Origin of the sequence: Alicyclobacillus acidoterrestris, assembly GCF_022674245.1 — a bacterium.
In the GTDB taxonomy this organism is placed as follows: domain Bacteria; phylum Bacillota; class Bacilli; order Alicyclobacillales; family Alicyclobacillaceae; genus Alicyclobacillus; species Alicyclobacillus acidoterrestris.
Genome location: NZ_CP080467.1, coordinates 2163536 through 2184742, shown reverse-complemented (window position 1 = coordinate 2184742; position 21207 = coordinate 2163536). Strand labels below are relative to the sequence as shown.

20 protein-coding genes are annotated in these 21207 nt (G+C 55.9%); 1 reads left to right on the top strand and 19 read right to left on the bottom strand.

Annotation, left to right across the window (positions count from 1 at the left end):
• Window positions 1–66 precede the first annotated feature (66 nt).
• The 19 genes from dapA to rimP all read right to left on the bottom strand — a co-directional run bounded on the left by dapA (window position 67) and on the right by rimP (window position 19070).
• Window positions 67–948 carry a 4-hydroxy-tetrahydrodipicolinate synthase gene (dapA, locus tag K1I37_RS10350; RefSeq protein ID WP_021296411.1) on the bottom strand — a complete coding sequence of 294 codons (882 nt, stop codon included), beginning with the start codon at window positions 946–948 and terminating at the stop codon, window positions 67–69.
• An 18-nt stretch (window positions 949–966) separates the two neighbouring features.
• Window positions 967–2187 (bottom strand): aspartate kinase, encoded by a 1221-nt coding sequence (gene dapG, locus K1I37_RS10345; protein WP_021296412.1) that lies wholly within the window; start codon window positions 2185–2187, stop codon window positions 967–969.
• Between the two features lie 27 nt (window positions 2188–2214).
• Complete coding sequence (locus tag K1I37_RS10340; protein ID WP_021296413.1) at window positions 2215–3249, bottom strand: aspartate-semialdehyde dehydrogenase; 1035 nt, start codon at window positions 3247–3249, stop codon at window positions 2215–2217.
• Between the two features lie 55 nt (window positions 3250–3304).
• Window positions 3305–3910, bottom strand: coding sequence for a dipicolinate synthase subunit B (locus tag K1I37_RS10335; protein WP_021296414.1), 606 nt, complete (start codon window positions 3908–3910; stop codon window positions 3305–3307).
• Window positions 3901–4812, bottom strand: a complete 912-nt coding sequence (gene dpsA / locus K1I37_RS10330) for a dipicolinate synthase subunit DpsA (RefSeq protein WP_021296415.1) — start codon at window positions 4810–4812, stop codon at window positions 3901–3903. The genes K1I37_RS10335 and dpsA overlap by 10 nt, the downstream gene beginning before the upstream one ends.
• 157 nt (window positions 4813–4969) lie before the next feature.
• Window positions 4970–5440 (bottom strand): dUTP diphosphatase, encoded by a 471-nt coding sequence (dut, locus tag K1I37_RS10325; protein ID WP_021296416.1) that lies wholly within the window; start codon window positions 5438–5440, stop codon window positions 4970–4972.
• Window positions 5437–6705 carry a M16 family metallopeptidase gene (locus tag K1I37_RS10320; RefSeq protein WP_021296417.1) on the bottom strand — a complete coding sequence of 423 codons (1269 nt, stop codon included), beginning with the start codon at window positions 6703–6705 and terminating at the stop codon, window positions 5437–5439. Before K1I37_RS10320 ends, dut begins: the two co-directional genes overlap by 4 nt.
• A 58-nt stretch (window positions 6706–6763) precedes the next feature.
• On the bottom strand, window positions 6764–7729 hold the full coding sequence (locus tag K1I37_RS10315) for a polysaccharide deacetylase family protein (protein ID WP_040441258.1): 966 nt from the start codon (window positions 7727–7729) through the stop codon (window positions 6764–6766).
• 133 nt (window positions 7730–7862) lie between these two features.
• Window positions 7863–9983 carry a polyribonucleotide nucleotidyltransferase gene (pnp, locus tag K1I37_RS10310; protein ID WP_021296419.1) on the bottom strand — a complete coding sequence of 707 codons (2121 nt, stop codon included), beginning with the start codon at window positions 9981–9983 and terminating at the stop codon, window positions 7863–7865.
• A 161-nt stretch (window positions 9984–10144) separates the two neighbouring features.
• Window positions 10145–10411 carry a 30S ribosomal protein S15 gene (gene rpsO / locus K1I37_RS10305; protein ID WP_021296420.1) on the bottom strand — a complete coding sequence of 89 codons (267 nt, stop codon included), beginning with the start codon at window positions 10409–10411 and terminating at the stop codon, window positions 10145–10147.
• Window positions 10412–10561: 150 nt separating this feature from the next.
• Entirely contained in the window at window positions 10562–11512 is a 951-nt protein-coding gene (locus K1I37_RS10300) for a bifunctional riboflavin kinase/FAD synthetase (RefSeq protein WP_021296421.1), read from the bottom strand.
• Between the two features lie 2 nt (window positions 11513–11514).
• Complete coding sequence (gene truB / locus K1I37_RS10295) at window positions 11515–12441, bottom strand: tRNA pseudouridine(55) synthase TruB (RefSeq protein WP_031218591.1); 927 nt, start codon at window positions 12439–12441, stop codon at window positions 11515–11517.
• A complete protein-coding gene (locus tag K1I37_RS10290) occupies window positions 12432–13439 on the bottom strand; it encodes a DHH family phosphoesterase (protein ID WP_021296423.1) in 1008 nt (335 codons plus the stop codon). The genes truB and K1I37_RS10290 overlap by 10 nt, the downstream gene beginning before the upstream one ends.
• Before the next feature lie 16 nt (window positions 13440–13455).
• Window positions 13456–13821, bottom strand: a complete 366-nt coding sequence (gene rbfA / locus K1I37_RS10285; protein WP_021296424.1) for a 30S ribosome-binding factor RbfA — start codon at window positions 13819–13821, stop codon at window positions 13456–13458.
• A gap of 83 nt (window positions 13822–13904) precedes the next feature.
• A complete protein-coding gene (gene infB / locus K1I37_RS10280; RefSeq protein ID WP_272496366.1) occupies window positions 13905–16676 on the bottom strand; it encodes a translation initiation factor IF-2 in 2772 nt (923 codons plus the stop codon).
• A gap of 19 nt (window positions 16677–16695) precedes the next feature.
• On the bottom strand, window positions 16696–17049 hold the full coding sequence (locus K1I37_RS10275) for a L7Ae/L30e/S12e/Gadd45 family ribosomal protein (protein WP_021296426.1): 354 nt from the start codon (window positions 17047–17049) through the stop codon (window positions 16696–16698).
• On the bottom strand, window positions 17046–17327 hold the full coding sequence (rnpM, locus tag K1I37_RS10270; RefSeq protein ID WP_021296427.1) for an RNase P modulator RnpM: 282 nt from the start codon (window positions 17325–17327) through the stop codon (window positions 17046–17048). The genes K1I37_RS10275 and rnpM overlap by 4 nt, the downstream gene beginning before the upstream one ends.
• Before the next feature lie 40 nt (window positions 17328–17367).
• Complete coding sequence (gene nusA, locus K1I37_RS10265) at window positions 17368–18492, bottom strand: transcription termination factor NusA (protein WP_021296428.1); 1125 nt, start codon at window positions 18490–18492, stop codon at window positions 17368–17370.
• Window positions 18493–18596: 104 nt separating this feature from the next.
• Complete coding sequence (gene rimP, locus K1I37_RS10260; RefSeq protein WP_021296429.1) at window positions 18597–19070, bottom strand: ribosome maturation factor RimP; 474 nt, start codon at window positions 19068–19070, stop codon at window positions 18597–18599.
• Between the two features lie 267 nt (window positions 19071–19337).
• Between rimP and typA the strand changes: the two genes are divergently transcribed.
• On the top strand, window positions 19338–21170 hold the full coding sequence (typA, locus tag K1I37_RS10255) for a translational GTPase TypA (protein WP_021296430.1): 1833 nt from the start codon (window positions 19338–19340) through the stop codon (window positions 21168–21170).
• Window positions 21171–21207: the final 37 nt, after the last annotated feature.

The window sequence follows — 21207 nt, the reverse complement described above, 5'->3', positions numbered from 1 at the left end:
TTGGTACGATTCATTTTTACCCACAATCGACGAATTCATCGATTGTGGGACGACGTTCAGCGTAAATTAGTCACACTTGCCTAACCGCTGCAAGAGCGCGCGCAAATGTTGATACAGCGCGTCTGAGACCGGTACGAGCGGCAGCCGCACGGAGCCGACTGGCTGACCAATCAACTCCAGTGCAGCCTTGAGCGGCGCCGGGCTGGAGCTGGCAAACAGGCCTTCGAAAATCGGCAGCAGACGTGCGCTCCAGAGTGCGGCCTCGGCGTGATCGCCATGCCAGAACGCGTCCATCATCTGACGGATTTCGAGGCCCACAACATGGCTTGCGACACTGACCACGCCGGCGGCACCAAGGCTCAGCATCGGCACGGTAAACTTGTCGTCACCGCTGTACAACAGAAAATCGTCCGGTTTTTCCGCTGCGATGTGGGAGATTTGAGTAAACTGACCGCTCGCCTCTTTGACCGCGAAGATATTTGGAACCTGCGCGAGCGAGAGCACCGTGTCCACGTCGATATTGACACTTGTCCGACCAGGGACATTGTAAATCATGACGGGAAGGTCAACGCTGTTGGCGATTGACGCGAAGTGCTCGTAAAGCCCCTCTTGCGTGGGCCGATTGTAGTACGGCGAAACTAGTAATATGCCATCGACGCCAAGCGCCGCAACTTCCTTTGTCAACTCGATCGACTGTTTCGTCGAGTTGGTCCCCGTGCCAGCCATCACCGGCACGCGGCCGTCAACCGCTTTGAGCGTCGCCTCAAACAGTCTCATCTTCTCGCTGTGTGTCAGTGTCGGCGACTCCCCCGTCGTGCCACACGCGAGAATGGTGGTCGTTCCCGTGGAGATGAGGTGATCGACCAGGGATTTCAGCGCAACTTCATCCACTTCATCGCTTCGATTAAAGGGCGTGACCATCGCTGTGATTAAACTTCCAAAGTCCATCGCTCGGCCATCCTTTCTTTACGCCACATTTCCGGCTAGTTGAAAAGCCCTGTGGAGCGCACGTACAGCGGGCCCCATGTGTTCACCGTCGACTAAAACCCAAATCGTCGTGTGCGAGTCTGCCGACTGCAGGATATCAATGCCCTCAACAGCCAACGCTTCGACGATCTTTGCCATAATGCCTGGCACGCCCATAATTCCAGCACCGACGACGGACACCTTCGCGCACCCCCGCCGCACTTCTGGCGTGTAGCCCAATTCCTGCAACTTCTGAGTGGCAATTTCCGCCACATCATCGCCGACCGTAAACGCGACTTCAAACGGCGTCACAGAAATAAAATCAACGGAAATGTCGTGTTCAGCCATCAACGTGAAGATGCTTGACGTCCCAATACCATGACCAGACAGGCGAATCTGCGTGAGGTTCGCACTGTGCGCAATGCCTGTGACAAAGCGGTCGAACAGCGCGCCGTGCTCCAATTGAGGTGGCGCCTGCGTGACCAGCGTCCCTGGGTCATCCGAGTGCGTGCTGCGAACGCGGATTGGAATATTGCGCTGCATCGCAATTTCCACCGCACGCGGATGGATGACTTTCGCGCCCTGATAGGCGAGATTGCAGATTTCCGTATACGTTACCTGACTCAGCTGTCGCGCGTCGTCGACCAATCGCGGATCTGCCGTCATAATTCCGGAGACGTCTGTAAAAATATCGACCGCGTCCGCTTCTAGCGCAACACCGAGCGCAGTCGCCGTCGTATCGCTGCCGCCGCGACCCAGCGTCGTGATTTCGCCAGCCTCATTCGCACCCTGGAAGCCCATCACCACGACAATCTGGTCGTCGCCAAGCGCCGTCAGGATTCTATCTGGACGGATATCGAGAATCCGTGCATTACCGAAGTCATCGTTCGTGAGAATGCCCGCCTGCGCACCCGTCATCACTTGGACCTTGTGCCCTCGATTGCGTAACATGTTCGCGAATACGACGGCCGAGATGGTCTCTCCGCAGGCCATCAACAAGTCCCTGTCGCGCGCGGCGAGTGGCCTTTGCGCGTCGTCGACTTGAAACAGCGACAGCAGCGTGTCTGTCGCGTAGGGATCCCCCTTGCGCCCCATGGCCGAGACCACGACGACGACAGCATACCCCTCTTCGCGCGCACGCTCAATATGACGAACCGCTGCGAGCCGGGACTCCGGCGTCGCAACGGAAGTGCCACCAAACTTTTGAACCAAAATTTTCATTGCGTCAGTTCTCCCTCTCGCGGGCTGTTAAGCTCGTTTCACCAATTCCTCTGCAATTTGCACCGCGTTCCACGCCGCGCCCTTGAGCAAGTTGTCTGCAACCACAAAGAACAACAGCGTGTGCGGATCAGCCAAGTCCTGGCGAATGCGCCCGACAAACGTATCGCCCGTGCCCTCTGCCATCTGTGGATGGGGATACTTTGCTGCGCTCGGCTCGTCGACGACGACGAGATTTTCCGCCTGGGCAAAGCGCGCGCGCGCGATGTCCGGCGTCACCGGCGTGGCAAAGCGCACAGCCACTGATTCCGCGTGGCCGTAGAGAACAGGTACACGAACGGCCGTCGGACTGACTTTCAAATCTGGCAGCTCAAGAATTTTGCGAGATTCGTTGACAAGTTTCATTTCCTCTTTGGTATATCCATTATCTAAAAAGATATCGCACTGCGGCAACACGTTAAACGCCTGCGGATAATGCGCATCCTGCGACGCCAAAGGGAAAATGGTCGATGCGATGGTTCCAGTCGCCTGCCACGCCGCAACCTCCTCGCGCAGCGCGTCGACTGCCTTCTGCCCCATGCCGCTGACTGCTTGGTAGGTTGAAATCGTGACGTGCTCCAGCCCAAACTCCCGCAATGCGTGGAGCGCCACCATCAATTGAATCGTCGAGCAATTGGGGTTTGCGATAATGCCCTGGTGGTCGTCCAGCGTGTGCGGGTTGACCTCCGGGACGACCAGCGGCACGTTCGGATCCATCCGATATGCGGAACTGTTGTCGACGACAACTGCCCCCCGCTTCACTGCCTCCGGCGCAAAGATTTGACTCGTCGTCGCCCCTGCACTGAAGAGTGCAATATCAATGCCTTCGAACGAATCGGCCGTCGCCCGCTCGACAGGGAGTTGTTCGCCCCGGAACGCAATCGTCTGGCCAGCGGACCGTTCCGAAGCCAACAGTTTCAAGGACTCGATGGGAAAATTCCGCCGTTCCAACGTTTCGACCATCCGTCGCCCCACAGCGCCCGTCGCGCCAAGAACTGCAATGCGGTAACTCGCTTTTCTCTCCATATATGATCCCCTTTGGTTCGTCCGAAGAGCCGGATCCGATGGGACCGACTCCACCTTACGACGGCCGTTGTTCGCGCCAGCGTTCAAGGAGGACAGGTTGTAACTGATGCCCATCTAACGCGGCTGACAACGTCTCCGGAATTAATCTCATCAATGATACCAGTGAGTTTATTTTAACATGTGGCGCGTCCTGACCGAATGGAACAAAATAAATGTTTTTTGTATTCATCAGTCGTGCAATATTATACATGCTCAATCCCAAACCATCATTAGTGGATATTCCGAGAACGACAGGCCGATCATTGCGCAGGGTCGACTTCGCGGCCATCAAAACGGCTGAATCTGTGTTCGCCTGGGCCAATCGGCTCAGCGAACTCGCGGTACATGGCGCAATCAGCATCACGTCCAGCCGTTTCGACGGGCCGAGCGGTTCCGCCTCTGGTATGGTCGAAATCGCCCTTTGGCCTGTTACCTCTTCGATCTTTTTCGCCCACTCGCCGGCCTCGCCAAAGCGCGTATCTGTGTGTAACACCGCGTTTGAGAAGACGGGGATGACGGTGGCGCCGAGATCGACTAATCGTTTGACCTCTGGAAAAATCTCTTCGTAGGTGCAATGGCTGCCCGTAATGCCGAACCCGATGGTCTTTCCTTTTAACTCCATATGTCTTCCTCCTTCTGTCCGCCCTCAGATTGTTCTGCGAGAATCCGGGAAATCGAACGAGCAATCATCCTGCCAGCCGTTTTTGGCGCCACGATACCCGGCAAACTCGGACACAACAGCGCGCGCATACCACGCCGCTCTGCGTAACGAAAATCAGTTCCACCCGGCTTGGAGGCGATGTCGATGATGACACACTCGCGCCGCATCTCCTTTAAGACACCCGCGTTTAACACGAGCGCCGGAATGGTGTTGAACACGATGTCCGCGTCGCGGACGGCTTCCACGATTTGCGAAAGCGGAACGGGTGTGAGGGCCAACTCGTCGACGCGGGCGAGATCAGACGCATGTTTGGCGCAAACCCGCACATTGGCACCCATTGCGCGCATCTTGTGCGCCAGCGTCTGCCCACACCGCCCAAACCCAAGGACCACCGTCTTGGAACCATGCAAGGTGATGTCGGTTTCCTTCATGGCAATGGCGATCGCGCCCTCGGCGGTCGGGATGGAGTTTGCAATCGCCACTTCATCGAGTTCCATCAATTTCACCAGTTGCAAGGAGTGGTTCTGGCACCACTCCGTCAACATTTGTCGTGCGATGCCGGTAAATACAAATGCGCCCTTACGCATGGCGGCAAAGTGATGCTCCGTAAGCATAATCGGCTCTTTGGCAAACTGCGTATCGACGCGCCCGTCGTTCTCCATACCGGCAATGGGAAGGACTAACGCGTCCGCTTTGGCCAAGACCTCTTCCGACAAGTCGCCATAGACCGTATCCGTGTACTCGCGGTGAATGTCGGAAAACCCAACTAACGTCGCACTCGCGTCATTGTCGACAATCTGCGCAATGACTTCGAGTTGGCGGGCATCCCCACCGACAAACACAAGGTGTTTTCCAGTTAACATAGGGTGTTTCACTCCTTGACGGGTCTATCGCTAACATATGTGCGCACGCCCACAGGGGTGAAAATAAAAAAACGGACCACCTCACGTGCGCACAACGTGAAATGGTCCGTTCATCATTCATCTGTATGTATCGAAAAGGTAGGTCAACTTGCTCGAATCAAGTGGTTTGTACACCCGTGGAGCCAAAGCCGTTCGCACCACGACCCGTGCTGTGAAACTCGTCTGTCTGCACCCACTGCGCCACGAAAATGGGCGCGACCACGAGTTGTGCAATCCTATCTCCTGGCTGGATAACGACTTCAGCTTCGCCGAAATTCGTCAATAGAACCTGCACCTCTCCCGTGTAATCACTGTCGATGACGCCAACGCCGTTGGACAGCGCCAGCCCGTGGCGCCAGGCAAGTCCACTTCGCGCGTAGACCAACGCCACCAAATTGCGCTCTGGCAACTGAATCGCGATGCCTGTCGGCACGCGCACGCGCGCACCTGGCGCTACCTGAATCGGGGCCGGTATTGCGGCGTGTAAATCCATTCCGGCCGCACCCTCTGTCGCGTAAGCAGGCGTGTACGACGGCTGAAACCACTCAGACACCACACGAAACGACACGCGGACATCGGCGGCCGTCATGATACCGATGCCTCCGGCAGCAGTGCGGCAAAGTCGATGTCCTCGATGGGGCCAACGGCGGACAAGGCAAATCCATCGCGGAATAGGCGGTCTGCCATCTCCTTGACCTGCTCTACCGTCACCGCATCAATCCCAGCAAGCGTCTCCTCAACAGGGACTTCGCGATTGAGCAACAGTTCATTTTTGGCGATCCGGCTCATCCGACTGCCCGAGCTCTCCAACCCCAGCATCATGGCGCCTTTCACCTGTTGCTTCGTCTTCTCTAGTTCTTCAGCCGACAGAGGTGCCTCAGCAAACGTCTGGCAAATTCGACGAATCGACTCTACAACCGCTTTGACGTGCTGTGGGGAGGTCCCTGCGTAAATGCCAAACATCCCCGCGTCCTGATAGGCCGTGTGAAAGGAGAAGACGCTGTACGCCATACCGGCATCCTCGCGAATTTCCTGGAACAGCCTCGACGATTGCGTGCCCCCGAGCAAGTTGTTCAACAAGATGAGAGGATACATCTCGCGGCTTCCGGCAGGTAACCCTGGCGTCGACATGCACAAATGAACCTGCTCAATTTCTTTTTGCCGAGTGACGAGACTTCTGTGAAACGGCGGTGTCACCACTGGCCGCTCTTCCGAAGACACCCCCGGTTGCATGCTGCCAAACAAGCGCTCTACTTCGCGCACCGCCGTCTCCTCATCGACATGCCCTGCAATCGCAACGACGATGTTCTTCGGCTGGTATTGCTCGCGAATGTAGTTCCGCAGGTCCTTTTGCGTAAACGACAGCAAATTCTCTTCCGTTCCCAAAATGGTGTATCCCAGTGGGTGCTCGCCATACGTCCCCGCCGCCAGCAAATCCATCACCAGTTCGTCGGGCGTGTCTTCATACATGCGAATTTCCTCAATCACCACCCGCTTTTCCTTCTCCAACTCCTCCTCTTCGAAGGTAGATGCAAGAAGCATGTTTGCAAGCGTGTCGAGGGCGATAGTGAAATGCTCATCGAGCACACGCGAATAAAAGCACGTGTACTCCTTCGACGTGAACGCGTTCACCTGCCCACCTAGTTCATCAAATACCTGCGCAAGTTCCTTTGCAGAGTACCTATCAGTTCCTTTAAAGAACATGTGTTCTAAAAAGTGACTGACGCCATTTTCCCGTTGTGTTTCGTATCGTGATCCGGTCTTCACCCAAACGCCGATGCTTACCGAACGAAGCGTAGGAATCTCTTCGCCCACAATACGCAGTCCATTGGGCAATTGTCTATGATATGTCACCAATGTGCCTCCTCAACCATGACGAACATCTCTTGGCAATACGTCCAATATAACAAAATTAATCCATCACACTCAAGACGCTCGGTGGTTTCACAGCAGGTCGCTCCAGTACGACGTCCTCCACAGTCTTTGCGTGGTAGCCACTGGTTTCAATGATTTTCAGGATTTGCGGCAGTGCCTGTACCGTCGGTTTCGTCGGGTGCATGAGCAACAAGCAGCCTGGTGTGAGCCCGGATTTCGCCCGCGCCACGATTTGATCCGCTGGCGGTCTGCGCCAATCTACGGTGTCGGCCGTCCAGAGAATCGTGTACATCCCGCGCGCTTTTGCCAACGCGACCAGCCGCGAATCATAGGCGCCCGCAGGCGGCGCGATAATTCGCACTGACTTTCCCGTAACCCGCTCAATGGTGCGATTCGTCCCGTCCAACTGTTCAATCAATTGGTCATTCGTCAACTTTCGAAAATCTGGGTGCCCTGTACCATGAGAGCCAATCGCATGCCCATCCCGCTCAATTTGTCTGACCAAATCGGGATGTTTTTTCACCCACTGCCCGTCAAGGAAAAACGTCGCGCGCATTCCGTGGGCTCGGAGTACCTTGAGCATCGCAGGAACGTACTCTTCTCCCCACGATACGTTGACCATCAGAGCGACGGACTTTTCTGCGCTCGGCCCACGATACACCGGTTGTGCGGCGAGTGAGGACGCAGAGATAGCAGGAGGCACTGACCGCCAAACCAGGTGTAGTTTGCCATCCGTCGACGCTTTCGTGGCCACTCGGCTCGCGCCCGTGTCCAACGTCCAACCAGCCAAGCCAGGCACGAGGTGCCACACTCTGTCGATGCGAGCATTGACAGGTGCCGTTCCCATCTCCGTATTGTATTCATCCAGTTTATGCAGCGCCTGTTCCTGGTTGGCTGCAGCAGGGCGCGCGTTCTGACCGAAAGCGGTGTAAGAGCCAAACAGTCCAATCACGCTGAGCGCCGCCAGCGCGGTGCGCATGTTGTGCAAACGCTTCACGTTCATCCCTCCGCGATATTTGTACGCGTAGGTTGCCCAGGTGACGGCAAAACAAAAAGCCCCTCAGCAATAAGGGGCTCGCTCGTGATACGACTGTTCAACAAAATCATCCAAGCCACCGTTCGACGGTGACCAGTGATTATTCGCGAACGGTCGCCTTTGGCACGTCTGCAGCTGCAGGCGCAGTGTCCTTGATAGCCTCTTTGCGCGAGAGGTTAATCCGACCCTGATTGTCGATCTCGGTGACCTTCACAGGAATCTCATCGCCGACGGCACAGATATCTTCAACCTTCGCCACACGATTGACGTCCAGTTGCGAAATATGAACCAAGCCTTCCTTGCCTGGCAGCACTTCCACAAACGCACCATACTTCTCGACACGTGTGACTTTACCGTTGTAGACCTTGCCCACTTCCACTTCGCGCACGATGTTGGCAATCATCTCTTTCGCCTTGTTCGCCCGCTCCACTTCCGAACTGTGGATGAAGACGCGACCATCTTGTTCGATGTCGATTTTGACGCCAGTTTCTTCGATGATCTTATTGATGACGCGGCCACCAGGTCCGATCACATCGCGAATTTTGTCAGGGTTTATCTGAACGGTAATCACGCGCGGCGCGTACTTCGACAGATCCTCGCGCGGCGACGAAATAGCTTCCATCATCTTACCGAGGATAAACAAGCGACCTTCGTGTGCCTGCGACAGTGCGCGTTCCAGAATATCGCGATCAATCCCCTTGATCTTGATATCCATTTGCAGCGCAGTGACACCATTTTCGGTACCTGCAACTTTGAAGTCCATGTCGCCAAGGTGATCTTCCAACCCTTGAATATCGGACAGAATCGCAACCTTGTCATCTTCCTTGACAAGGCCCATGGCAATACCGGCAACCGGCGCCTTAATCGGAACACCCGCGTCCATCAACGCCATCGTGCTGCCGCAGATACTTGCTTGCGAGGTCGATCCGTTCGACTCAAGAATCTCAGAAACCACGCGAATCGCGTACGGAAACTCCTCAGGCGATGGAATCACAGGATCGAGTGCGCGTTCACCCAGTGCCCCGTGACCGATATCACGACGGCTCGGCGCACGCAAAGGACGGGCTTCACCGACGCTGAACGGCGGGAAGTTATAGTGGTGCATGTAGCGGTTTGACGCCTCGATTTCAAGGCCATCCAACATCTGTTCATCGCCCATAGCGCCCAGCGTACAAACCGACAACGCTTGTGTCTGGCCGCGGGTGAACAAGCCGGATCCGTGCGTGCGAGGCAGTACGCCCACCTCACAGGAAATCGGACGAATCTCCGTCAGCTTTCGACCATCTGGACGGATGCCCTCATTCAAAATTGCACTGCGAACTTCCTCTTTCAGGATATCGTGAAGAACTTCTGCAATGTCGTTCTCCATTTCAGGAAACTGTTCCGCAAAATGTTCCTGGACTTCCTCGTTCACTTCGGAAATCGCCGCCTCACGCGCGAGCTTGTCCGGGTTGCGAACTGCCACACGGATACGTTCGGTCGCGTAGCTGCGCACCGCTTCATTGAGGGATTCCTCCACGCGGTGAAGCACCACTTCGCGCTTCGCGGTTCCCACTTTCTCCGCGAAAATTTCAATTTCCCGGCAGATCTCCTGAATGGCGCGGTGCCCGAAAAGCACAGCCTCGAGTACGGTCGCTTCAGGGATTTCGTTCGCGCCCGCCTCAACCATCACAATGGCGTCCTTCGTTCCAGCGACAACCAAGTGCATATCGCTGCGCGCGGCTTGCTCGACCGTCGGGTTGAGCACAAATTCACCATCGACCAAGCCGACAATCACGCCGCCAATCGGTCCGTCAAATGGGATATCCGAAGCGGTGAGTGATGCGGAAGTTCCGATCATCGCCGCGATCTCCGGCGCACAGTCCTGGTCTACCGACATGACAATATCCACGACCTGCACATCGTTGCGGAACCCTTCGGGGAACAACGGGCGAATCGGACGGTCAATCAGCCGGGATGCCAGGATTGCCTTTTCGCTCGGCCTGCCTTCGCGTTTGATAAAGCCACCCGGAATCTTGCCCACCGCGTACAGTCGTTCCTCGTAGTTCACGGTCAACGGGAAAAAGTCCAAATCCTTGGGTTCTTTCGAAGCGGTGACCGTGCATAGAATCACCGTATCCCCATATCTCACGTGTACTGCAGAGGTCGCTTGTTTTGCCAATTTACCCGTTTCCAGGGTCAATGTTCGTCCACCAATTTCAAATTCGTGCCGTACTACCATGCGGTCACTCCTACCTCCTCACCGTCCAAGCGGTGCATCCGTCATTTCAATTCATATGTAATACCATAACCCTGCACACGCCATATTGATACGGTGCCATGTACAGGGGCGGATGTGAACTACCTTTCGTATGTAAAAGAAGCGGGCCGAAGCCCGCTCTCTTACCTGCGAAGTCCCAGAGACTGAATCAATTCGCGATAACGATTGACATCCTTCTTGCGAAGGTAGTTCAACAAGTTTCTGCGACGGCCGATCATCTTGTACAACCCACGACGGGAGTGATGATCTTTCTTGTGTGTGCGGAAGTGTTCCGTCAAATACGAAATACGTTCCGACAAAATCGCAATTTGAACTTCTGGAGACCCTGTATCCGTCTCGTGTACTTGGTACTTCTCGACGATTGCGCGCTTTGACTCGTTTGTCAACATGAATATTTCCTCCTAAATCTGCTCAATCCCTGCAACGAAGAAGTGGTCGGGAGGTCACGTCCAAATCCGCGTAGCAGTTCATTCGTGTATTCACACGAATGATAGCATACCATATCAAATTCAATCAACGCTAGAGCTTCTCTCTACCAATCAGCGGGATGCAGGCGGCAAGCCGAGCATCTCGCGAGCCGTATCGCAGTCCGCGTGAATTTGCTGTTTCAGTTCGTCCAAACCGGAGAACTTCCGTTCATCCCGAATTCGACGGAGAAAAGACACTCTACAGGTTTCCCCATACAAATCGCCATTAAACCCCAACAAGTGGACCTCGATCCGAAAATCCTGTCCCGAAACCGTCGGTCGAAATCCTGCATTGAGCACACCAAACCAGTGCTCGTGCCCGGTCGGACGGGAAATTTCAGCAGTGACAGCGTAGACGCCGGATTTTGGCGGAACGTATTCATCCGTCCCACCCAAATTTGCCGTAGGAAAGCCAATTTGCCTTCCCCGAGCATCTCCGTGAACGACCGTGCCAGTAATTGTGTAAGGTCGCCCGAGCAGCGCCTCTACCGCTTCAACCCTGCCCTCACCTAAGTGGTGACGGATGTGGGAACTGCTTACCTTCGCCCCATTTTCCTCAACAGCATCGACGACGGTAACGCCGATGCCGATATCCGAGGCAAAAGTCCGCAAAGCGTCGACATCTCCCTTACCACCACGCCCAAATCGAAAATCGCGTCCCACGACAATCTGTTTTAAGTGGAGGCGTGCGAGATGTGACTTGACGAATTCTTCGGCTTCTGTCGAAGCAAACGCCGTATCAAAGCGCACGATATATAGCGCATCCACCCCATATTCGGCCAGAATCCGAACTTTCTCCTGGCGCGGTGTGAGCGACTTCAAATACCGTTCATCCCCGGTCAACACATAACTTGGGTGGGGTTCAAAGCACAGGACGGCGAACTGTGTTCCAGGCTCCAGATAATGTCGCGCTTGCTCCAAAATCGCCTGGTGACCCACATGGACCCCGTCGAACTTGCCGATGGCGAGCACCTGCGGCACTGGACTGATTTCTGGCAGTCCTGCCACCTCATACACTTGCACGCTTATCCCCTCTTCCAGAACACTTTCTTTGGTTGTAGCACAAGCGTCCCGCGCAACTTCTCAACCTGCGCAACCAAGGCCAAACGACTTTCGTACGTCACCATCACGGTCTCATCGAGTCGCAACGAAGCATCTGCCAAATGCAAATCGCGCACCGGAATGCGCTGACCATTCGTCAAGCGCTCCAACAATGCCCTCGAGACCGGAATCTTGTGGTATTCAGATAAAAGCGATAGCGGTTCGAGAAAGAATGTTTCGGGACATGCACTGTCCAAGAAATGTTCAAGTGACACAGCCGAGCGCACGTTGGCGCTGCCTGCCGCCTCTCGACGCAGCGACCCCATATGGGCCGGCACGTAAACTTTCGCACCTAAATCCCGGCACAAAGCGCGAATATATGTGCCTTTTGAGCACGTCACGGAAAATGACGCGCGTGCAACTTCGCCCTCGAATTGCAGTGGCCCTACCTCAAACGCATCGATATGTACAGTCCTGCTTGGCATATCGACGGTTTCTCCCGCACGCGCAAGTTCGTACGCCCGCTTGCCGTCAATATGTACCGCAGAATACGCAGGCACAACCTGTTCAATCGCGCCTGTCAAGTCCTTGACCGCGGCCTGCACCGCATCGTCGGTCAATCCATTGGCACTCGCCGACGCAATCACAGTTCCCGTCGCGTCATCCGTATCTGTAGCGGATCCGAACACGACTTCCCCCGTATACGACTTGGTCGATGCCACCAAATACTCCAGCACACGCGTCGCATCATCGACACAAAGGACGAGCAGGCCACTCGCATCTGGATCTAATGTCCCTGCGTGGCCTACTCGTTTTGTTCGCAATTTCCGCCTGACCTTTTGTACCACATCGTGCGAGGTCAGACCAATTGGTTTGTCGATGAGCAATACGCCTCCATCACTCAATTGCACATCGCCTCCAACACAGATGCAACCACAGCTTCTATCTGTTGGCGCGCCATCGTGAGCGGTCCATCCAGGACGCACCCAGCGGCACGCGCATGTCCGCCGCCGCCAAACTGCTGCGCAATAGCGGCGACGTCCACACGTCGCTTTGACCGCAAGCTGGCCTTAATCCTGCCGTCAGGTCGTTCACGAAGCAGCACGCCCACTTCAACCGTCTCAATCGAACGGGCAAAACCGACGAGTCCCTCGACGTCGTCCTCCGTGGCCCCAGCTTCCTCAAGCATCTCACGATTGACCGAAATGAACGCATACCGGCCGTCGTGCGCGATAAACATATCGCGCAACGCCAACTGCAGCAGCTTCATTTGCGATGTCGATCTCGCCTCCAACGCGGGCTCAGCAATATCATAAGGCTGAACGCCGCACTCCAGCAGCTCTGCGGCAATCTGGTGCACGGCACGCGTGGTGTTAGGGTAGCTAAACCCGCCCGTATCGGTCAAAATCCCTGTGTACAGACAGGTCGCCAAGTCGACGTCAAGAGGAACAGACAGGGCGAGCGCCACATGATACACCAATTCGCAGGTCGCCGCAGCCTCCGCATCGACACACGCCGCCGCGCCGTAACGCGGATTCGTCTGATGGTGGTCGATATTGATGACACGCGCATCTGTCGCCATCGCCCGCGATACCGCCGCAAATCGTCCCTCATCGGCGCAATCGACCGCCACGACATCGTGATACCGCCCGACATCGGCGTCGTCTACGCGACGAATCCGGTCGTACAGTGGAAGAAACTGAAACCTATCGGGCAGCTTCTCATCCACTAAAACGGTCCATTCCTTACCCAGCGCTGTCAAAATATGCGCCATGGCAAGGGCACTGCCGAGCGCGTCTCCGTCTGGTCGCTCATGTGTCACAATCAACCACGACTCAGCCGTTTCAAGCGCCCGGCTAACGCGCTCAATGGCATCGATATCGCGTGGGACAGGTTGCCACTGTGTCATCCCCGTCGCCCCCGTTTCACTCGCCTGCTGAAGGCGATTCGCTCGTACGAATCGTCTTGAGAACATGCTCGATACGCGCGCTGTACTCCCCGGACTCATCCAACCGGAACGCGAGTTCCGGCGCCACGCGCATATGCAGTCGGCGCGCGACTTCGCCTCGAATGAAGCCAGCCGCCTTCGTCAGTGCCGAGATGGTCGCAGAGCGCTCCTCTTCACTGCCCAACACACTGACATACACCTTGGCGTGCTGCAAATCACCGGAAACTTCCACGCGCGTGATGGTCGCAAACCCGACACGAGGGTCCTTGACGCTGGTGCGAACGATATCCGCGAGTTCCTTTTTCATCTGCTCCGAAACTTTTTGCACCCGTATCCGAGACATCTGTACACCCTCCGTCCTAACTGCACTAGAGGTCACTGAAACAGCGTGGCACAAGCCGCGCTGTTTCAGCACACAAACACGAATTAATCCCGTTTGACAGCTTCCATGACAAACGCTTCAATCACGTCGCCATTCTTGATGTCGTTGAATCTCTCCAACGTGACACCACATTCGAAGCCGGTTTGTACCTCGCGTGCGTCGTCTTTAAATCGCTTCAACGAGTCCAGTTTGCCCTCGTACACGACAATTCCGTCACGAATCAAGCGCGCTTCCGCATCGCGGGACAATTTACCGTCAGTGACATAACAACCCGCTACCGTGCCAATCCGCGAAATCGTAAAGGTTTCACGGACTTCAGCATGCCCCAGCACAACTTCTTTGTACTCAGGTTCCAGCATGCCCTTCATCGCGGATTCAAGCTCACTAATCACGTTATAGATGACGCGATACAAGCGGATGTCCACCTTTTCGGCTTCCGCCATGCGCGTAGCATTGACGTCTGGCCGAACGTGGAAACCGATAATAATGGCGTTCGACGCCGCTGCCAGCGAAACGTCGGACTCCGTAATCGCACCAGCGCCCCGGTGAATCACTTTGACGCGCACACCGGAGACGTCGATTTTCTCAATCGACTGCACGAGCGCCTCGACGGAGCCTTGAACGTCCGCTTTGACAATCACGTTCAATTCCGCGACTTTACCTTCTTGAATCTGTTTATACAAATCGTCCAGCGTCACTTTGGACGTCGTCTGCATTTGTTCCTGCTTCTCGCGACTCATGCGCTTTTCAACCAAGTTGCGGGCACCGCGCTCGTCGTCGTACACGACAAACTGATCACCAGCACTCGGCACACCGTTGAGCCCTTGAATTTCGACCGGCATCGACGGACCTGCTTGCTTCAAACGCCGTCCCATGTCGTTGACCATCGCACGAACACGGCCATACGTCGTACCCGCGACGACAATGTCTCCGACCTTCAATGTGCCGTTCTGAACAAGCACCGTCGCAACCGAACCGCGGCCTTTATCCAACTTGGCCTCAATGACTGTTCCGCGCGGACGGCCATTCGGATTCGCCTTCAGTTCCTGCACATCCGCCACCAACAGCACCATTTCCAGCAGCTCATCGAGACCTTCCTTCTTGAGCGCGGAAATTGGAGCAAAGATGGTGTCGCCACCCCATGCTTCCGGCACGAGCCCGTATTGCGTCAACTCTTGTTGTACCCTGTCCGGATTCGCATCTGGCTTATCAATTTTGTTCACCGCCACGATAATTGGCACATTCGCCGCCTTCGCGTGGTTAATGGCCTCAATCGTCTGCGGCATGACACCGTCGTCAGCCGCCACGACAAGGATGGTCAAATCCGTGACTTGCGCACCACGTGCGCGCATCGTCGTAAACGCCTCGTGACCAGGCGTATCGAGGAACGTAATCGGTCGACCATTGACCTCGACCTGGTACGCACCGATGTGCTGCGTGATACCGCCAGACTCCGTCGCCGTCACCTTACTCTCGCGAATCGCGTCAAGCAAGGTGGTCTTGCCGTGATCGACGTGACCCATAATCGTCACCACAGGTGGGCGAGGCTTCAAGTTTGCTGGATCTTCTTCCTCAATCAGCATATCCAGAGCTTCCTCGTCGACCGGCTCCACGACGTTCAGCGTAACGCCGTACTCACTCGCAATCAATTCCATGGCATCCGTGTCAATTTCCTGGTTGATGGTCGCCATGATGCCAAGCAACAGCAACTTCTTGATGACGTCAGCAGGTTCGCGCTGCAACGCCTTCGCGAAATCACCCACAGACATCGGCCCTTCCACCGTGACCTCCGTCGGCAATGCAGGTGCTTGGCGGCCGCCATTTCGGCGTTTCGACCGCTGTAATTTCTGTTCGTTAAACTCTTCGTGGCGCGCGAAGGATTGTTTGTCGCGACCCTTTTCCTTCTCCTTGCGCAAGCTTCCCGGAGCCGCCGGCTTCTGTTGTGCCGGTGCTATGCCGCCTGCGGCAGGGCGATTCCCTGCTGGCCGGCCACCGCCAAATCCTCCGCGATTGCCGTCGCGGCTCGGACCGCCTGAACGGCCTCCGCCACCGCCGCCAAATCCTCCGCGGTTCCCATCGCGGCTCGGACCGCCTGAACGGCCACCGCCAAATCCTCCACGGTTCCCATCGCGGCTCGGACCACCTGGACGTCCGCCACCGCCGCCAAAACCACTTCGATTGCCGTCACGATTCATGCCGCCTGGTCTACCTCCACCGTTGCTGGAGGCTGGGCGACCATCGCGGCCGCCCGCTCCGCGGGGCCCACGAGAAGAGAAGTTCCCCTGCTCCCTATCCTGACGGGGGCGCCCTTGGCCATCACCGTGGCTAGGACGATCCGTGCCCTGTGCTCGTCCGGCACCTGCACGCGTATCGTCATTGCGACGTTGTTCCCCGTAAGAAGGCCGCCCACCGGTATGCGCGTCGTTACTACGCGGACGGTACTGACCGTTATCGCGCCCGTCCCGACGCGAATCATCTTGGCGGTCACCCTCTCGACTCGTCGGTCTCGCGGTTTGGCCAGTTTGATCAGCCATCACCCGATTGCGTTCCAAGGAAGCGCCCTGGTTTTCGTCGCCCGTGCCCGAAGTCTTACGGGCTGCATTGTCGTCTGTTCGATTATGATTATCCTGTCGTCGCTGCTGTCGCTCGCGCAATTCTTTTTCCACCTCATGCGCATGCCGCTCAGCCGCGCGTTTCTTAACATCTGAAAAGAAGTTTTCCACCTTACCAATCGTCGCCTCATCCATGACACTCATGTGATTGGCGACCGGAATATCCAAACGAGTCAATATCGTCAATATCTCTTTGCTCGACATGTTCAACCGTTTGGCATATTCATACACTCGAACTTTTGTCAATCGCTCCACCTCCGTGTAGTTCACCGAATCGTTCCAGCAGCTTTTTCGCAAACCCAGCGTCGATAATCGCCACCGCAGCTGCTGTATCACGTCCGACAGCCCTACCCAACGTTACTTTGTTGGCAAATGTCACAACCGGAACGCCGTACGTATTCGCCTTGTCGTGCAACTTTTTACGCCCATTGGCACCGGCATCCTCCGTCACCACGACAAGTTTCGCCTGGCCCGAAGTCACCGCAGAAAGGATTCTGTCCTGCCCGTCGACAATCGCCCCAGCGCGGCGAGCCAGCCCGAGAAGGCCCAGAATTTTATCCATCAGCGAGCCACTCACGACGGCTTCACCGCCTGCTGCAATTGCTGTGACAGTTGGGTATACACAACGTCAGGAATGCTTATCTTGAGGGCGCGTTCCAGCGACTTGCGCTTTTGGGCGGCCAACAAGCACGCCTCGTTCGGGCACAAATAGGCGCCGCGGCCATTTCGTTTACCAGTCGGGTCTATAAGCACCTCGTCTTCAGGCGTATGCACAACGCGGATAAGTTCGCGTTTGGGCTTCATCTCTTGGCACCCAACACATTTTCGCAACGGCACTTTTCGAACTGTCGTCATGTACTCCCCTCCCTTCACAATCACGGCGTGCGCCAAAGCATCAAGGTTCCGTCAGCCAGTCATCCGACAATTGCCCGATTTCATCCTCGTCTTCGTCAGAAGCGCCGTCGAAATCGCCAAACAAACCATTTTCCGAAGCCTGCGTCTCATTTTTGATGTCGATTTTCCAACCCGTTAACCGAGCGGCCAATCGCGCGTTCTGGCCTTCCTTGCCAATCGCCAAGGACAACTGGTAATCCGGCACGATGGTCCGGGCCACCTTCTCCTCTTCGTCAATCTGGACGTCGACGACCTTGGCAGGAGACAGTGCATTCGCGACGAAGGTGGCTGGGTCTTCACTCCACTCGACGATGTCGACCTTTTCCCCATTCAGCTCCGTCACCACAGACTGTACCCGCACACCGCGCGTCCCGACGCAGGCGCCAATGGGGTCGACCTCCGGATTTCTCGAGTGGACGGCGATTTTCGAGCGATACCCAGCTTCTCGGGAAACCGCCTTAATTTCCACGACGCCATCATAAATCTCTGGTACCTCGAGCTCGAAAAGTCGTTTCAGCAAACCCGGATGACTGCGCGAAACGACAATCTGCGGTCCTTTCGTGGTCCGCTCCACACGCGCGATAAACACCTTGATCCGGTCGCCCATCTGTAGTTTATCCGTCGGCATCTGTTCCGACTGCGGCAAAATCGCTTCCGTCTCGCCCAAGTCGATATACGCGACACGCGGGTCAATCCTCGCCACAATGCCCGTCACGACCTCTTCCTCACGGTCGACAAACTTTCCGTAGATGACTGAGCGTTCCGCTTCTCGAATGCGCTGCGTGACCACCTGTTTGGCCGTCTGCGCCGCAATTCGCCCGAAATCCCGCGGCGTAACCTCAATTTCGACGACATCGCCAACCTGGTAGTTCGGATTCATATCTCGCGCCGCATCCAGAGAAATTTCCAAACGCGTATCCTCCGGCTCCTCGACGACCGTCTTCCGGGCAAACACACGAACTTCACCATTGTCGCGATGAATGTCGACACGGACGTTCGCAGCCGAATTAAAATTGCGTTTATAACCAGAGATAAGAGCGGCTTCAATCGCTTCTAGGAGTACTTCCTTATCAATTCCTTTTTCCCGCGCCAATTGTTCGAGCGCCTCTAAAAAGTCAACGTTCATGGAAGGGAATCTCCCCCTCTCCGCACCGTATTTTTACAAACTGCACAACGAGTTGATGACATACAATCGATGTCGAGACCTCACGGGGCATGCGCCCACGGACTTCAAAGTTGAACGGCAAGGCGCGCCTGCGCAATCTTCTCAGTCGGGATGACAACCTCTTTCGTCCGCGTCTTGATGCGGATTTCCAAGGTTAACTGCGTCTCCTCATAGTTGCGCAAAAAACCCTCGAACACCTTTTGTCCGTCAAGCGGTTCGTACAGCGAAATGTGTACGTATTCGCCGACCGCCCGCACAAAATCCGCAGGTTTTTTTAGCGGACGTTCCGCGCCGGGAGACGACACCTCAAGGAAGTACGCGGTCGGAATCGGGTCCACGATGTCTAGCTGTTCAGACAGCTGCTCGCTGACTCGGCTGCAATCGTCGATGTCTACACCTTCCGGTTTGTCGATGAAGACACGAAGATACCAATTGGCACCTTCCTTTTTGTACTCCACATCAACTAGCTCAACGTGCTGTGCTTCTGCAATTGGCTGCACCAATCGCTCCACAATGTCTGTCACACGTTCTTTGGCCACACGTCATCCTCCTTGTGCTTTCGCCACCCGTACGCCGAAAAGTGCCAAGCATAAATCAAAGAGTGGGAAATTGCCCCACTCTTGTCCGTACACGGTATACGAAGCCTAACGTCAATATTATATCATCGACAGAAAACGCCTGCAAATACTCCTTTGATTGTCAACTGCGTCGCTTCGTGCTATCGTTTTAGCGGCACTCTACATCTAAGATCAGATTATAGCGCATGTTTATGTGCATGTGGCAGTGCCGAACAGAAGGAGGATCATATGCATACCGAGACAACCCGGATGCGCAATGTCGCCATTGTCGCCCACGTCGACCACGGCAAAACAAGCCTCGTCGACCAATTGCTTCGCCAGTCGGGACTCTTCCGCGACAACGAGCAGGTCAACGAGCGGGCCATGGATTCAAATGACCTGGAGCGCGAGCGCGGCATTACCATTCTCGCGAAAACAACATCAATTCCTTATAAAGATTATCGCATCAACCTGGTCGACACGCCAGGCCACGCCGACTTTTCCGGCGAGGTCGAACGCATCGTCAAGATGGTCGACGGCGTGCTTCTGGTCGTGGATGCATTTGAAGGCGTCATGCCGCAGACCCGCTTTGTGCTCGAAAAGGCGCTCAGCGCAGGTCTCGTCCCTGTCGTCGTCGTCAACAAAATGGACCGGCCCAACGCCCGTCCACTCGAAGTCATCGACGAAGTGCTGGATTTGTTGATTGACCTCGGGGCAAACGAGGAGCAACTCGAGTTCCCAGTCGTCTACACTTCAGCCATCCAAGGCACAGCGACGAACGACCCGGCTGTTCCAGGCGAGAATATGGTCCCCCTCTTTGAAGCCATTATCGACCATATTCCGGAACCCGATGTCGATCCGACAGGCCCGCTCCAATGGCAAGTCACGATGCTCGACTACAACGACTACCTCGGTCGGATCGGCATCGGACGCATTGCGCGCGGCGTCTTGCGCCAAGGTGAAACAGTCGCCCTGATTCAACGCGACGGCACCGTCGTGCAGCGACGCATCGTCAAACTGTTCGCGCACCAAGGGCTGCGCCGCATCGAAGTCGAGAGCGCAACTGCCGGGGATATTGTCGCTGTTGCCGGCATTCCCGAAATTATGGTGGGTGAAACGGTCGCCGACGTAAACGTCCCAGAGGCGCTGCCGCTCCTGCGCATTGACGAACCGACACTGGAAATGACATTCCGTGTGAACGACAGTCCGTTTGCTGGACAAGATGGCACACACGTCACTTCCCGCAAACTGCGGGAACGACTGTTCCAAGAACTCGAATCCGACGTCAGCCTCCGCGTCGAGGAGACAGAAGATGCGGACGTGTTCCTGGTGGCCAGCCGCGGTGAACTCCACCTGTCCATCTTGATTGAGACGATGCGCCGCGAAGGCTACGAGCTCGCCGTCTCGCGTCCGCACGTCATCCTGCGCGAAGAAAATGGCCGCAAACTCGAACCGATTGAGGAATTCGTCGCAGACGTACCGTCCGATGCAGTCGGATCGATCATTGAAGCGCTCGGGTACCGCAAGGGTGAAATGGTCAACTTGCAACCGAGCGAGCAAGGCGATATGACGCGCCTCGTCTTTCACGTCCCGACGCGCGGCCTGATCGGTTTCCGGACGGAGTTCCTGACGCTGACAAAGGGCTACGGAACGATGCACCACCGCTTCCACGAGTACGGCGAGTGGCGCGGTGCGGTCACAACCAGGCGCCAGGGTGTGCTGGTTTCGATGGACACCGGCGATGCGACAGCGTACAGCCTGGGCAACTTGGAAGACCGTGGGACGATGTTTGTCACCCCTGGTACGCCGGTCTACGAAGGCATGATTGTCGGGGAACACACGCGTGAAAACGACTTGACGGTCAATGTCACAAAGGCCAAGCACCAATCGAACGTCCGCTCTGCGACCAAAGACGAAACCGTTCGTTTGAAGGCCGCTCGTACGTTGTCATTGGAAGAGTCGATGACGTACATCGAGGACGACGAATTGTGCGAAATCACGCCGCACGCCATCCGCCTGCGCAAGCGCATCCTGAACAAAAGCGAGCGCGAGCGGGCACAAAAGAAAAAGCGTCAAGACTGATCGAACGCCAGTTTTGGCCTACCGTCATCTGCTTCGA